The sequence below is a fragment of the Pedobacter sp. AK013 genome (assembly GCF_014205835.1).
In the GTDB taxonomy this organism is placed as follows: Bacteria; Bacteroidota; Bacteroidia; order Sphingobacteriales; family Sphingobacteriaceae; genus Pedobacter.
On sequence record NZ_JACHCQ010000012.1, the window covers coordinates 1 to 15,859 of the forward strand.

9 protein-coding genes are annotated in these 15,859 nt (G+C 40.6%); 1 reads left to right on the forward strand and 8 read right to left on the reverse strand.

Features of this window, described 5'->3' with window-relative positions; translation table 11 throughout:
• Positions 1-348: 348 nt before the first annotated feature.
• The 7 genes from HDC90_RS09900 to HDC90_RS09930 all read right to left on the reverse strand — a co-directional run bounded on the left by HDC90_RS09900 (position 349) and on the right by HDC90_RS09930 (position 13,664).
• Positions 349-3,312 carry a sugar-binding domain-containing protein gene (locus tag HDC90_RS09900; protein WP_184465860.1) on the reverse strand — a complete coding sequence of 988 codons (2,964 nt, stop codon included), beginning with the start codon at positions 3,310-3,312 and terminating at the stop codon, positions 349-351.
• Positions 3,313-3,321: 9 nt separating this feature from the next.
• Positions 3,322-4,323 carry a family 43 glycosylhydrolase gene (locus HDC90_RS09905; protein WP_184465862.1) on the reverse strand — a complete coding sequence of 334 codons (1,002 nt, stop codon included), beginning with the start codon at positions 4,321-4,323 and terminating at the stop codon, positions 3,322-3,324.
• A 419-nt stretch (positions 4,324-4,742) separates the two neighbouring features.
• Positions 4,743-6,740, reverse strand: coding sequence for a RagB/SusD family nutrient uptake outer membrane protein (locus tag HDC90_RS09910; protein WP_184465864.1), 1,998 nt, complete (start codon positions 6,738-6,740; stop codon positions 4,743-4,745).
• Positions 6,741-6,761: 21 nt separating this feature from the next.
• Positions 6,762-9,971: a TonB-dependent receptor gene (locus HDC90_RS09915; RefSeq protein WP_221451825.1), complete on the reverse strand. Its 3,210-nt coding sequence runs from the start codon at positions 9,969-9,971 to the stop codon at positions 6,762-6,764.
• Between the two features lie 506 nt (positions 9,972-10,477).
• The gene (locus HDC90_RS09920; RefSeq protein ID WP_184465866.1) at positions 10,478-12,127 is read right to left on the reverse strand and encodes a protein-disulfide reductase DsbD; all 1,650 of its coding nucleotides are present in this window, start codon (positions 12,125-12,127) and stop codon (positions 10,478-10,480) included.
• Positions 12,128-12,143: 16 nt separating this feature from the next.
• On the reverse strand, positions 12,144-12,593 hold the full coding sequence (locus tag HDC90_RS09925) for a protein-disulfide reductase DsbD domain-containing protein (RefSeq protein WP_184465867.1): 450 nt from the start codon (positions 12,591-12,593) through the stop codon (positions 12,144-12,146).
• 24 nt (positions 12,594-12,617) lie between these two features.
• Positions 12,618-13,664 (reverse strand): PLP-dependent cysteine synthase family protein, encoded by a 1,047-nt coding sequence (locus HDC90_RS09930; RefSeq protein ID WP_184465869.1) that lies wholly within the window; start codon positions 13,662-13,664, stop codon positions 12,618-12,620.
• A 200-nt stretch (positions 13,665-13,864) separates the two neighbouring features.
• Here HDC90_RS09930 and HDC90_RS09935 point away from each other — a divergent pair, with 200 nt between their 5' ends.
• The gene (locus HDC90_RS09935) at positions 13,865-14,332 is read left to right on the forward strand and encodes an Lrp/AsnC family transcriptional regulator (protein ID WP_184465871.1); all 468 of its coding nucleotides are present in this window, start codon (positions 13,865-13,867) and stop codon (positions 14,330-14,332) included.
• 163 nt (positions 14,333-14,495) lie between these two features.
• On the opposite strand, the gene HDC90_RS09940 is transcribed toward HDC90_RS09935, so the two are convergent.
• Positions 14,496-15,857 carry a DUF3526 domain-containing protein gene (locus tag HDC90_RS09940; protein ID WP_184465873.1) on the reverse strand — a complete coding sequence of 454 codons (1,362 nt, stop codon included), beginning with the start codon at positions 15,855-15,857 and terminating at the stop codon, positions 14,496-14,498.
• Positions 15,858-15,859 lie beyond the last annotated feature (2 nt).

Below are 15,859 nucleotides of genomic sequence, written 5' to 3' on the forward strand. Positions count from 1 at the left end.
AGGTGTGGTAACTCAAATATAACACTACAAAGGGTAGACTTAAAGCTACCCTTTTTTATAAACAAAAAAATATTTCTCCGGACAACAGTGAACTTGTTTCAGTATCCTCCGTGCCTTTAAGACCCTGAACTAAATTACCTTCGGAGAGCTCGCTAAGGCTCGGTTCAGGGTGTCGACTGTTTAAAAGTTAATAATAAACTTCAAAATCTGTCCGTAGAGTTCAGTAGGGCTCTACGGATTATCAATGGAAAATAGTCTCTGACTCGTTCTTGTCAGTTGAGTTTGAAACTCAATTTTATAATTAAACCCGTAGAGACGCTGCGCTTAACTCTACGGACAGTTCATCGCTTAAGGCTGCTCGTAAATTTCTGCTTCAATAATGCTTAAGCCACCTTTTAGTTTGGTTTCTGTACGTTCAATACCATCATCAAGTTTTTTACCGTTTACCTCTACGCCAACATTCGAGTTTTCTTTTTCTTTACCTGAGCCCACTAGCTGTACGGTTACTGTTTTCCCTTTTGTTGCCTTGCAATTGGCGGTAAAATAACCCAAACTAGGTTTACTATTGCCTTCGAAAACCACTTTTTCGTCAACTAAGATCCTTAACGGGTAAATTTTGGTTCTAAAACCATTCAATTTCAAAGATACTGAAGATACGGTACTTTCTTTTGCTAAAGTATATTTGATCCATGCAGTAGCAATCTTTCCATCATTTACCCAGTCGCTCAACTCATTATCATCGAAGCTTAACTTGGCTTTATCGTTATTGGCACCAGCCTCAGCAGCAACAATTTTGATCGATTTACGCGAAACTGTATAGGAGGGATCAAGTGGTGTTGCGCCTTTGCTTAAGTTTGGTTTCAAATTATCGCTCGGCAACTGTGCAGATAAACCATTAGCGGTTTTAACCGGTAAAGTTTCGAAAGAAAGGTTTGCAGATTTTAGGCCTTCGGCCTTTGCCGTTAGATTAATTTTTCCGGCAGTGGTTGTCGATCTGATGAGCACTCTGTTTACCCCATTTTCAGCGGGAAGGTTTTTAGCCAAAATATAATTATCTGGTCCCTGGGCTAAACCTCCACGCCATTCGGCTGGGCCGTCTAAACTAAAGCTGACCATATTTGAAGCGGTAGGACAGCGGTTTCCCTCTAGATCTACTACTTCAAACTGAACCAATACCACATCGGCACCATCTGCTTTAAAACCACTCGGGTTTTTTATTGCCGTTAGTTTTAAAGAAACAGCTTTACCTGCGGTTTTCAATTGGGTTTGGGCCAGTTTTTCTCCAGCCGAAGAATAGGAAATGGCTTTAATTGTTCCAGCCCGATAACTAATGTTCTTAAACGTGAACAGAAAACCATTACTTTTTTCGCCAAAACCAAGCGATTTATTATTCAAAATCAGCTCTACCTTGTCGCCACTAGCCACTACATATACATTCTTCTTTACGCCGGCTTTGTAGTTCCAGTGCCCGATTAAATGAATGCCGGTTTTTTTAGCGTCAACCCAGCCATCCCACATTACTTTGTGCGCAAAAAAGGCATCTTTTGGAATACGCATGGCATCCACTTCACCGCTTCTCCGGTAGTTTTCTTCTCCACGGTGATGGGTATTCGAATCAGAAAATATAATGTTTACCCCACCAGCGCTTACCCTGGTTCCTGTTCCCGGGCGTTCTTCATAATATTCGTTCCAACGAATTACATCTTCAATGGCAAAAGAATCCTGGTTGCGGTTATAATCACTTGCATCGGCATCTTTGTACTTAGGGCCAGCGCCGTTTACGTGGTAAGGAGGGGAGAATTCGTCCCAATATTTCCGTAAAGCTTCATCTCTTGCATACTCCATAGACCATAATGGCTTTGTTGCACTTTTATTGATATATAACATTTCTCCACCATATTCAGCTTCAGGGATATCGAGCATTTCTCTCGATCCGATTGCTCTGCCGCCATTTGGGTCGTAAAGGTTTCTAATGGCTTTCATTTCCTGCATGTGCGCTGCACTGATCGATTCATTTCCACATTCGTAAAAAAGGATACTCGGGTTGTTGCGGTTGTAAATAATGGCATCTGTCATTACTGCTTTTCGTTGATCCCAGCGGGTTCCGGTTACATCTTTTTCCGAATCTCCGGCTGGCATCGCCTGTATTAAACCTACACGGTCGCACGATTCTATATCCTGTTTCCAAGGCGTAATGTGCATCCAGCGAACTAAATTAGCATTGCTTTCTACCATGAGTTGATTGCTGTAATCGCTTAGCCATGGCGGTACCGATAAACCGATTGCGGGCCACTCATTACTGCTGCGCTGTGCATAACCCTTCATCATCAACACGCTGTCGTTTAAATACACCATGCCATTTTTAAATGCTGTTTTTCTGAAACCTGTTTTGGTGCTCAGTTCATCTATCACCTTACCTGCAGATATTAATCTTGAAGTAACCGTATACAGATAGCCATAACCCCAACTCCAAAAGTTTAAATCAGTTACCAGTGCCTCTGCTTTTAAAGTTAAGGTATCGCCAGCTTTGATATTGGTTGCTGTTGATTTAAAGGTTTTTACGGTTTTTCCATCGAGATCTTTTAGCTCCACTTCGTACACCAGTTTCTGATCTGCAGTGCTTTCGTTTTTAACCTGCGATTCGGAAATAATCACAGCCGATTTATCTTTAATATTAAAGTCTTTCGCGTAGCAATAGTTGCCAGTGGTTTTTAAGGTTGAAAAAAGTGGAAGCGTTTGGTATACATTACCTGTAATATGCAAACGGACATTTTTGGAGATTCCACCATAATTGGCATTAAAGTTTTTGTCGTTCCACTGGTAGCCAGAGTTGGTTGCTTTTTCCCTGTAGTTCCAGGCATTATCAATCCTAACCGCAATTACATTTTCTTTGTTCTGATTAATTAAGGTGCTAATGTCGAACCCAAAAGCCATTACGCCATTTTCGTGCCGGCCAATAAACTTTCCGTTCAGGTAAAATTCACCAGCCTGCCTGATACCTTCAAATTCCAGGAATATTTTATTACTTGGGTTGGTTTCTGAAATGGTAAAATGCTTGCGGTACCAGGCAATACCCGTAGATAAATCCTCTATTGATTTTTTAAAGGCTTCATCTTCGTTCCATGCATAGGGTAGGGTAATGGCTTTCCATGTTTTATCGTCAAAATCGGTACTTTCTGCTCCAGGTAAATCACCTATAAAGAGTTTCCAGCCAGGATTAAAATTGTAGGTTTTTCTTGGATTAGCTGATTGTTGTGCCCAAGCGATAAAGGGAAGGAGCGCAACCATTAAAAAGAGGTAAATATGTTTCATTATGTTTGGTTATGGATTTAATTTAACGGATAAAGGTTTATCGCGGTCACAAATAATTTCACCATTTAGGTATGTTAACTCTGCCAGTTGAATTACGCTTCTCCTGGTGGTACTGTTATCTATCCCTTTATTTTGAGGTGTTCGGCCAGGATGGGTAAAATAATAGATATAGGCTTTATCGCCATTTACTACCACGTCGGCATGACCACCCATTACGCCATCATCGGTTCCTTTGCCCGGTTCCTGCAAAATATTTTTGAGCTGGCGTTTCCAGGTAAGGAGATCAGTAGACGAATATATGCCGAGGCCATTCCAGTTGTCGACTACCATCCAATAGGTCTTTTCCCAGAAGAATACCTTTGGACCTTCACAGCCTTTATCGCCAATTAATTTTTTGTTTTGATCTTCCCAGTGATAGAGGTCTTTACTATCTGCGTAATAGATCGATTTGCCCGCCATTTCATTGTTGTAATACATGCGCCAGCCTTTGTTGTCAGGAAGTTTAAATACACAGGCATCAATGCAACGATCGGAGGCAAGGTTCAGTTTCGATTCGAATTTCCAGTTGATGAGGTTTTTGCTGGTCAGGTGAACAATGTACCGTGGGTGGCGCCAATCTTTAAAAACACCGGGTACATAGGTTAAGTACATGTGATAAATTCCCTTATTTTCGATTACTTCTGGGCCCCAATGCGTATAATCGGTTAACCGGTATCTGATATCGCAGGTATCGCGGTATTTCCATTTTACACCATCTTTGGATTCGGCAATGCCAATACGTGCGCCATGTACCCAGGCAACACCATCAAGGTTTTTAATATTTGCCCTGCGGTTGGTATAAAACATAAACCACTTTTTTTCATTTTTATTCCAGATCACTACGGGATCGGCAGCGCCATCGTAAATGGGGTCGCTGTATAATGGTTTAGGAACAGTCTGTGGTTTTTTATCCTTTTGAGAAAAAGCATTTATAGAAAACAGGATTAAACAGGCAAGTAAAATTTTCTTCATCTCTGAAATAGTAGTAAAATGGACGGTTTGTATTTCACAGAGAAATGAAAACGCCATCAATAAAAAGGAAATATTTGGTTAAATAGTTTAAACGAGTTTAGCGTTTAAAATTGATAGGGCCGTCCTGCTCCATCCTGTAGAAAGTGGGGCATTTACAGATAAAGGGCTTTAAATGCTTTTCAAACGTTTGAAATAATGGTGCAGAGGTAGTAATGAGTGGTAACAAATGCGATATGAAATATAGAATGGGCGTAATAGCAAGATTTTTTTGAAAAAAGGTTGCATCGTAAAGTTAATTCTCATCAGAGTCTGTCATGTTGAGCCTGTCGAAACACTTCAAAAGTATTTAAAACAGGTTCTTCCACAGGCCCAGGATGACAAACTACATTTATAATGCAACCTTTTTTAACCTAAACTATTTACCAACCAGGGTTTTGCATCGCTTGTTTTTGCTCAGCAGTTAAAGGTTCACCTCCAATTTTAAGTACATCTAAGAAACTTTGAGGGATAGGGCGGAGGTAATGTTTGCCCTCCAATGGTTTAGCTTCCAGGTTAAATGCTGCAGTACGGGCTACTAATGTCTTGGTACGAGCCAAGTCTTCCCATCTCATCAATTCGCCCATTAATTCTCTGGAGCGTTCGTCCAAAATAAAGGCTTTGAATTTATCTGCATTCGAACTGGCGCCAACTTTATCGTAAAAATCTTTGCTCGAGTTAAAAATATCGGCCTCACTATTTAAGTGCATGGAGGATAAGGTATTGGTTGTAGTTACCGGGATATTGTTCGATTCGAAATATGTATTTTTGTCTGAATAGGAAACAATTGCAGAAGTTACTGCAGGATTGGTTTTATAAGCAATTCCGCCATCAACATAAGCAGAACGATCTTCGCCATCTTTATAGGCTGCACGATCGCGAACCGTGTTTAGGTAAGGGATGGCCTGCGCATACTGCCCCAATCGTCCGTAAGCTTCTGCAGCGATTAAATAGGTTTCGGCAAGGCGGGCCAGAATTCCATCACGCTGCCCGAACTGTGAGGCAACGAGGTTTCTAGAGCCATCCATAAATTTAGATAAAGCCACATATTGGCTTACACCGTAATTACCATGTGCATTTAAGTAGCTTTGTGGTTGACCGGCAAAATACCTTACAAACATGGTTGGTTTGCGGCGGGCAAGATCTGTTGGTAAAGCAGGATCGGCATTAGGAACTATGGGTGTATACCTGGTATCACCAGCATCGTTTACAATGTACAAAACAGCCTCTTCGCCTACGGCAAATTTTGGTTGCCCTTCTTGTGCTGGCGTTGGTGCACTACCTTTAACCCACTTGGGGATACTGGCTGCATTATTAGCCACGTAGCGTGTTTTGAAACTTTTCCAGAATCTAGAGTCGTTTACACGGTCAAAAACGTCTAAAGCATAATCTGTTGATCTCATGCGCTGAAATTCGCGCCCTCCGGCTATATCGCGTATCATTCCGGGAAGGGTTTGATAAACAGATGGATAATACAGGTGTACCTGGTTGCCGTACCTTCCCTGGGTTGCCGTATTGTTCGAAAATTGAGCGGCAAGGATAACTTCGCGATTGGTTTCATTTGCACCATCAACTGTAGTGAAATTCCAAAGGTCGCTGTAATTAGTGGCTAGACTATGCTGGCCACTGCCAATTACCAGGTCTGCATATTTAATTGCATTTTGTAGATCGGCTGTTTTGGTATCGCCATTCCAATCATTGTTCATTTCACTTGCACGGAATAGGTATGCCTTGGCCAGAAAATGAGCCGCTGCCCATTTGGTAATTCTTCCTCTTTCTGCGGCCGCTGTTGGCAACAGGTTATAGGCCTGCGTAAAATCCTGAATGACCTGTTCGTATACTTCTTTGGCCGAGTTCCTTTTAAAACCTTCTTTAATCGTTTCTAATGATTCGAGCTGTAAGGGCACTCCTCCATATTGTTTTACCAATTTAAAATAATCGAAGGCACGCATAAAGTAACCTTCTCCTAAGCGGGTATTTTTGTTGGCCCCAGTATAATAAATAGGTACATTTTTAATCACAATATTGGCCGAATTAATATTGGTGTACATGTTATCAAAAACGGCCTGCACATCGGCATTTAGCGAATTTAAGGTTCCGTCATAAGAGTTCCACATTTGCTCGGTTCTATCACCACCTACGGTAAACTCATCTACCCCATAATTGGTACTGGTATATGCCCAGGTATAATTAAAATGAAATTTTAAACTCTGGTACATCCCAATAACCAAGCCGTCTAATCCTTCTGTTTTTTGAAAATCGGATGTATTGCGCGAGTTGATCACTTCTTCATCCAGGAAACTTTTTTTACAGGAAGTGGGAAGAACCATTAAGCTTCCTAACAAAGCCACTCCTGATATCATATTTACAATCTTTTTCATAATCAATATTTTTTCACTTTGTTAGAAACTTGCGTTAATACCAAATACAACACCTCTGTTAAAGGTAGAACCACCTAAATCTGGATCTATCCATTTTACCTTCGAGTAGATTAAACCAGGGTTAATCATCTGCGCATATACCCTTAACCTTGATAATGTTAGTTTTTTGGTAATATTATCGGCGAAATTATAACCCAGTGATATATTTCTAACCTTGATAAAAGAGCCATCCTGATAATTCATTGCACTTTTAAACTGATCGCCTGCTGCACTAGCATAGTTAGGCGCAGGATAATCGTTGGTAGGGTTGGTTGGTGTCCAGTAGTCTAATACCCGTTGCGCAAAACGTCCTTGCAAAGACTCGGCTCCGGTGGCAATCAGGAAATTATATCTTGCAATAATGAAAACAGATAAATCGAAACCTTTGTAGTTAAAGGTATTTGTAATACCTCCGCTCCAGCTTGGCGTATAGCGGCCTAATACCTGGCGGTCGTTATTCGCGTCAATTTTATAATCGTTGTTTAAATCTCTTATTTTAATGCTTCCTGGTTTAAAACTGGTACCATTGGCATTAAATTTTGCAATTTCTTTTAAATCATCCGGTGTATCTTGCCAAATACCATCTTTAACATAGTCATATGCTACACTAATCCCGTTTCCGATAAAGAAAAGATCAGCAACCATGTCACCACCGTTCAGTTTCACAATTTCGTCTCTACTGGCCGAAAAATTTAGGGTAGATTCCCAGCTAAAATCTTTTGATTTGACGTTAACCGTATTCAAAGTTAAATCGAGTCCTTTGTTTTTGGTCGAACCAATGTTATCATAAGAAGTAGGATAACCATTGATGATATTGATCTTTTTGAGTAAAATTAGGTCGGTGGTTTTAGATTTATAAACATCTAGTGAACCACTTATTCTTCCCTGTAAAAGGTCGAAATCGAGACCTAAATTATATTGTTGGGTTTTTTCCCAGCTTAACAATTTGTTGGGGAATGAAATTGGATTTGCCAAAGAAGCATCTGATGCAACGTAACCTATCTGTGCAGCACTGCCAAAGGTATAGGTTAGCGGTTGCAAAAGACCCAGCGTGCTACCAATATCTACTGATGAGTTACCCGTACTACCCACACCAAGCCTCAATTTCAGTTGGTTAACCCATTTAATGTTTTTCATAAAATCTTCCTGATCCATACGCCATGCCAAGGCTGCTGACGGGAAAAAATCCCACTTGTTGCCTTCAGCCAACTGCGATGCTCCATCCGAGCGTAGCGATGCTGTTAACAGATACTTGCCATCATAACTATAATTTACCCTTGCCATGTACGATTCGAGTGTAGATTTTCTAAAATCTGTATCAAATCCATCCAAAGCCGTAATACTTCCCGCCCTTAATCCATACCAAAGAGGGGCAATCAAATTTATTTTACTGCCTGTTAATGATGAAGATTCATCTTGAAACAGGGAAGAACTTTGTAAAAAGGTTACTCCAAAACTGTGTTTGTTAATGGTTTTGTCGTAATACAATAAATGATCGAGGGTATAGGCAAACTTATTACTCTGATTTAATTGTGCATAATTGTTAACCGAGCCCGGTATACCCGCATCTCTGTTTACCGATTTTGCATCCTGGTATTTTCCGTTATAGAAATTAGAAAAATCAGGGCCGAAATTGATGCGGTATTTTAATCCTTTTAAAATATTAACCTCAGCAAAGGCCGAGCCTAAGGCTCTTAAGGTTTTACGAAGATTGATGTTGTAATCGGCCTCGAGAATTGGATTCTGGATGTTGATATCGCCACCAGGCAGGTTAATTCTATTGCCGCTCGGATCGTAAGGAATAGCCATAGGAAGCATACCACGTGCAGCGGCATAAATATTACCTGCGCCCGAAGCGCTGGCCGCAACGAAACCGTAGTTTTGCAAGCTATAGGTTGTTGTGATGTTAAGTCCCATTTTAAACCATTTAACCGGATTAATCTCTACACTCAATTTACCACTATACCTTTCAAAATCCTGCCCCAGCTGTGTGCCGGTTTGGTTCAGGTAGCCGAATGATCCATATGCCTTCATTTTTTCGGTTCCACCACTTACACTTAATACATGATCTTGGGTAATTCCGGTCCTGGTCACTAAATCGCCCCAATCGGTAGTTGGAACCAGGCTGCCATCATAAACACCATTTACCCAGCCTTTTTCGATGTTTTCGAGCACGTACGGGTCGCCGGCAAAAATTTCCCTATCCTTGGCCAGCGTAGGCACGGTTGGGTATTTCCGGGTATCGGTTGCCGGTAATGCCCGAAATGCATCGCGGCGAAACTCGATATATTGTGCCGAATTCATCATTTCCATCCTATCGTTTAGGGTTTCGATTGTTGCCGTACCCACATAATCCATGGTTAACCTTCCGGTTTTGCCTTTTTTGGTGGTTACCAGTACAACTCCATTGGCACCTCTAGAACCATAAATAGCTGTTGCAGAGGCATCCTTTAAAACATCGATATTTTCAATGTCGTTAGGGTTTATGGCGTCGATCCCGCCAGCTTGCAATGGAATACCATCTACTACGAACAGCGGCGAATTACTGGCTTTTAATGATCTAAGACCTCGGATTTTAATATCTCCAACCTGACCAGGGCGCTCATTTGAGGTAATATCTACGCCGGCTGCTTTGCCTTGCATGGCCTGTAAGGCATTGGTTACTGGCCTCGATCTGATTTCTTTAGCACCAACACTTACTACTGCTCCGGTCAAGTCACTTTTCTTTACGGTATTGTAACCCACTACTACAACTTCTTCCAAATCGTTGGTAGCGCTCTTTAATTGAATGCTGATGGTTGTTTTTCCATCAACCGGCACCTCCTGTGTAGTATAGCCAATGTACGAAACTACCAAAACCGGGTTGCTTACTGTTGATGGAATAGTAATGGAAAAAGCACCATTAACATCGGTAGAAGCTACAAGGGTAGTGCCCTTCAATCTGATGCTCACCCCAACTAAGGTCTCACCTTTTTCGTCAACAATTTTTCCTTTCAAGGTAACGTCTCGTTTGCTCATCGAGATGTTAGTTGCTGTGATAGATAAAGGTGTTGTTTTTAGATGGCTAGCATCTGCATTGGCTGTATTTGCAACACATAGAAAGCATAGTGCAGACATGCCTGTTACGAGGACTTTCTTGTACGAATAGCCATTTCGTCGCTTTAGGTTTTCTGGATAAAAATTAAGATCCATAATTTTATTGGTTTTGTAAATATTTGGTTATATAGCCAAATAGCATATTTAGATGAGGTGTGCTATCTGTTTTGAGGGCATATGATTAAGCAATTATTCCATTTTCTTTTTGGAAGAATTACTTGTTGTAAGATGAAAAATGAGTTAGTTTTTAATGTTTTTGGCTACAGTAGCCATTCTTTTTATTGGCCTCAGGGCTTTAAAACGGTAATGTTGGGGGATTTAGATGCAAACGGTTGCATTTGTTGACGTAGTTTTTCTTGCTCATACAGGTCTTGATTAAAAGGATTGATTATACTTGGTAATACGAGATTAGAGCTTTTATTCGGGTAATCCATCCTGTTCTATCCTGTTAGCTGTAGGTATCTGCGAAAGATGAACTGCTAGGTGTATAAATGATAGTAGATTTATCAGTTGAAAAAAGTATAAAAAAAAGGACAGACCATCCGGTACTGTCCTTACATCATTAACTAAAATTAAAATCAAACGCTTTTAAGTCTATCCATTTAGTGGAAAGCGTTTAAACCACTTGTTAAGAATTTTTTATAATTGGCTATTTCGTAATCAGCGCCCTGTGGCGGTGCCAATAGTGCTTCAGTTTTTGGATCGAGCAATACATAAAAAGGCTGCGAATTGGACTGGAATTTCCTCGCTTGCAGGTCGCTCCATTTTTTGCCGATGGTGCTGAGTTTCTTTCCTTCAGGTGTAATGGTTACATCGGCAGGGGCCAGTGCTGTTTTATCATCCACATATAACTGGATCAATACATAATCGTTACTGATCATTTTATATACATCTTTGTCTGGCCAAACATTGGCTTCCATTTTTCTGCAGTTTACGCAGGCATGGCCGGTAAAATCGATTAGTACAGGTTTATTTAGCCTTTTAGCTGCAGTCAAACCTTCATTATAATCGAAATAGGCATTCAGCTTTAGTGGCGCATGAAATTTATCAGCGTATTTATGCGGACCATCATTTGTTGTGGTCTGTTTTCCGGCTAATAGATTAGCGGTATATAGATCGAAATCCTGGGTTTCCTGTGGTGGAAGAAAAGCAGAAATGCTTCTTAATGGCGCACCCCACATACCCGGGATTAAGTAAATGGTAAAGGCCAATACTATGGTAGCTAGAAAAAGCCTGGGTACTGAGATAAATGCCAGCGGACTATCATGCGAAAACTTTAGTTTACCCAGAAGATAAATGCCCATCATCCCAAAAATAACAATCCACAGGCTTAAGAATATCTCGCGGTCAAACCATTCCCAATGGTAAGCCAGATCTACATTGCTTAAGAATTTTAGGGCAAAAGCAAGCTCGAGAAAACCGAGCACAACCTTAACACTGTTTAGCCAGCCACCAGATTTTGGCAGTTTGCTCATTGCTGACGGGAATAGTGCAAATAATGCAAAAGGAATGGCCAGCGCCAAAGAAAAGCCAAACATGCCTATTGCGGGTCCTAATAAAGCACCCGTAGTGGCTGCCTGCACCAATAAAGTGCCTATAATGGGGCCAGTGCAAGAAAAGGATACTAATGCCAGTGTTCCGGCCATAAAAAATAATCCTGCAATGCCGCCCTTATCTGAATTGGCATCCATTTTATTTACCCAGGAAGAGGGTAGGGTAATTTCGAAAGCACCTAAAAACGAAGCCGCAAAAACAACCAGCAATAAGAAGAAAAAGAAATTGAATATGCCATTGGTAGATAGACTGTTTAAGGCATCGGCCCCGAAAATTACCGTAACCAAAAGCCCAAGCACTACATAAATCAGGATAATGAAAAAACCATACAATGCTGCACGCCGAAAGGCTCTTCCTTTTTCTGATCCTTTGGTGAAAAAACTTACCGTAAGGGGCAGCATGGGGAAGATGCAGGGCATCAACAAGGCTGCTAAACCGCCAACAAAGCCTGCAATAAAAATTCCCCACAAGGTTTTGTGTTCTTCTTTTGATGGTGCAACAGTTTGTTTAACATTAGTGGGCACCGCGGCTGCTGTTTTGGCAACCGTATCAACTGCTTTAATTGTACTATCGGGCGCTTCCGGCTTAATCTCTGTAAACGTAAGGTCGTCCGTGCCAGAGCTGTCCTGTGCATATCCATTTAAGGATATGGCACCACAGAACAGCAAACCGAGACAGATTTTTTTTAAAGATATCATATGCTTGGTTATGCTATTATTTTACAGGAATACTAAAGTCGACCTGCTCTGGTGGCAAACATTGCTTATCATCGCATACCATAAATTCTACATTGCCTTTAACGGTTGCCGTTTTGCCTTTCAACTTTACTTTCTGTTGAAACACCACTGACTTTTCGAAATAGCTCACATCCATTTTAAAGGTAGATTCGAATTTGGTTACCGCCTTTGGCTCAAATGTTTTTCCAACCAGGGTATAAGCACCAGATGCCGGGAAAGTAAAAGTGGTTTTAACAGGACCTCCGTCTTTAACAAATTGCGAATAGAGGTGCCAGCCCTGATCTACAGTGGCTTTAATGAAAACAGTAGCGGTATTTGGTCCGGTTTTTTTTGCTGCATAACTCCAGGTTACGGGTTTTAAAATCTGGCTGTACGCACTAAGGTTAACAAGGCATACGGCACAGAACAAAAAGATGATTTTTTTCATGTTGTGGTTTATTGGTTATGTTGATTAATTTAATCTGCTAAAGGCCTGGTAATCCAGAAAATCTACTTCAGGGGTAATGTATCCTGCTTTAACTGGTTCCGGCTTCATTAAATCGGTACTTAAATATTTCTTGTTGCTATCAGAAAAGATGGTTACCACACAGCTTTCAATTCCCATTTTTTGCTGTTGTTTGATGGCGCCTATTACATTGGCCCCTGATGATATGCCTACGGCTAAACCTAATTTCTCCGCTAGTTTTTGTGCCATGAGTATGGCATCGCCATCGTTTACCTGTACCACTTCATCCAGTTCGCTTAGTTTAACAATTTCGGGGATGAACTCGTCAGAAATACCCTGGATTCTATGACTGCCTACTTTATAACCTGTGGTTAATGTTGGCGATTCTGCAGGTTCGAGTGGGTGTATTTTAATGTTAGCATTTTGCTTTCTTAAAAAATTACCTACACCCATAATGGTTCCTCCGGTACCCACGCCGGCTACAAAAGCATCTGGCGATAGGTTTTTCAATTGCAATTGCCCCCAGATTTCCCTACCCGTGGTATGTTCATGTGCTTCCGGATTGGCAATATTTTCGAACTGTTTTGGTAAAAAAATATCTGGGTTGTTCGTGGCCATCTCTTCTGCAAGTTTAATGCTGCCGATAAAACCACCTTCTTCTTTGCTAACCAGAATAATTTCGGCGCCTAAACTTTTAATAATATCCATACGCTCTTTGCTCAGCCAGTTGGGCATGATGATGGTAACCGGATGGCCCAAGGCTTTGCCTATTGCTGCAAATGCAATCCCGGTGTTGCCGCTCGTCGCCTCAACAATACGGTCTCCAGCTTTGATTTTATCTTCTGCGTAAGCTTTTTTCAAAGTGTAAAGTGCCATCCTATCTTTAATGCTGCCGGTTAAATTATAATGCTCACATTTAACATAAATTTTAGCTGTACTTCCCTGGTAAGTATAGGTCAGCTCCAGCATGGGTGTATTACCAACCAGAAGCGATAAATGTTCAAATTTCCCTTGTTTGGCAGAAGTCATTTCATTAGCTGTTAATGTTCTCATGGATGTTTTTAAATTAAATCAGAAAGCGTTATTTTGATTAATTAAAATTTCGGTAAAACTCTGTAATATTATTATTTGTGTCAATACAAGTCGTTTTTTACAGAAATTTTCTGTTTTTTTGAGATATTTCTAGTTTTTATTTCAGTTTATATTGGGTTTTTTAATGCCCGCTATATTTTTTTTCAATCTATTAAGCATATATGATACAAGGAGATTTAGATCAGGTTGACATTGAGATATTAAAATTGCTGCAGCATGATGCGGCCCTGACCCATAAAGAAGTGGCACTAAAGCTGCATAAATCGATAGCAACCATACACGAACGTATAAGGAGGTTAAAAGAGCAAGGTTATATTAAAAGAATCGTGGCGATCCTTGACCGCAAAAAAATCAACAGCAACCTGATTGCTTTTTCACATGTATTGCTGAAAGAGCATACCGCGAAAACCCTGATCGAATTCGAAACTGAAGTTTCGAAATTTGCCGAAGTAATGGAGTGCCTTCAAATGACCGGGGCTCACGATTTTATTTTGCGTATTGCCACTAAAGATATGGATGCCTATCACGAATTTTTGCGGAATAAACTGGCTACACTGCCCAATATTACAACCGTTCAAAGCTACTTTGTGTTGTCTGAACCTAAAAGCGAAACAGCTTATCCGTTGTAGTGTTGGCTTATTGGTTTTGGTGCAGTTCTAAATAGTTCATTAGGCATTTATTTGGAGGTGATTAACGGTGGAGAGAAATCGTTGCGAGGAGGAACAACGAAGCAATCCTTGCTATAAAGATTGCTTCGTCGGCTGAAAAGCCTTCTCGCAAGGACGAATTCTGTTAATAATTGAATCTTTTCAAGTTGAAAACCGTTGCGCCAATAACCATAATGGTTATCACCGACACCGAAAGCATATTAATCCATATCGTTGGAACCTCTTGCCGATTATATTTCTCCAGTTTGTAATCTTTAATATCTGTATCGTTAACGGATTGATTAAGAAAAATTGCCGGATAAAAATGTAAGCGGATCTGCTCGTGATATTTTCTTACCGCCTGCTGAAAGCCAAGATGTGTATCGAGATCTGATCCTGCCATTTTATTTACCCCTAGCTGAGTTTGAATGGTAGGAAAGAAAAAAGCGAAAACATTGGTAAAATACTGTCTGCTGGCGAGTTTCTTTTCAACAGCTAACCTACTTGCCGCTGCCTGATCATCGCCCATTTGCTGCATGGCGTAATACCAATACCAGCTAAAGGTTTTCTTTTCAGGGAAAGGATATTTCTTCAATTGCGGATAATGTTTAAAAAAGGGTTTCATGGTTACATCTTTGGCCATATCCCACTTTTCGTGGTAACCCTCGCGCTGGTTGATTACATTTTGCAAAGCTTCAGGAATAGGGTATGTTCTGGATAGAAAAAGATTGAACGATGCCGGAATTACGATGCAGAGGAGTACCCAGACTGCTATCAATGCTGATGCATTAAAATTAGACGATTTACCCAAAGAGATGAAGAAAATTGAAATGGCAAACCAAAAGGTCAGATAAAGTATAATAAGTACCGCAACCGAAACTAAAGTTAAATCCTGTGGGAGTTCTAAGTAAAGCATTGCAATAAATAAGAGCAATAGTGCCACAGCGAAAATAACCACCGCCCTGACTAAAAATTTTTGCCAGATGACCTGAAAAGATTGATTGGTTTGTGCCCTTAAAAGAGACCAAATGCCGCTTTCCTGCTGCTCTGAAAGCAGATTGTAAGTAAAGGCAATAATGACCAATGGGAACAAAAAGATATATACGAAACTAAGATCCATATTGCCCAAAAGCAGGCTAACAGGATTATTGATATCAGTATCGTAAAGCTGGCCTTCAAGTCCCAACATGGTCACCGAAATTAAATACGGATTGATATCGCGCTGTCCGTTGGCAAAAGGAGCCCAGTTTTGAGGGGCGTTTGCCAATGTAAATTTATTATGGAAAAATAACAGACCGATATCTTTTCCAAAATGATCGATATTATTGAGGGTGTTTTTCTTTTGCAGTGTTGCTGCTTTTTCGATTACCGCCTGTTGCTTAGCGATGAAGGTTTTGCCGAAGTAGAGGCCGGCCATACCTGTAATCAGAAGGATAATGATCCCGATCCATGAAGAACTGCTTCTGAAAAATAATTTAAATTCTAGGTGATATCTGCTTTTTTTCATGC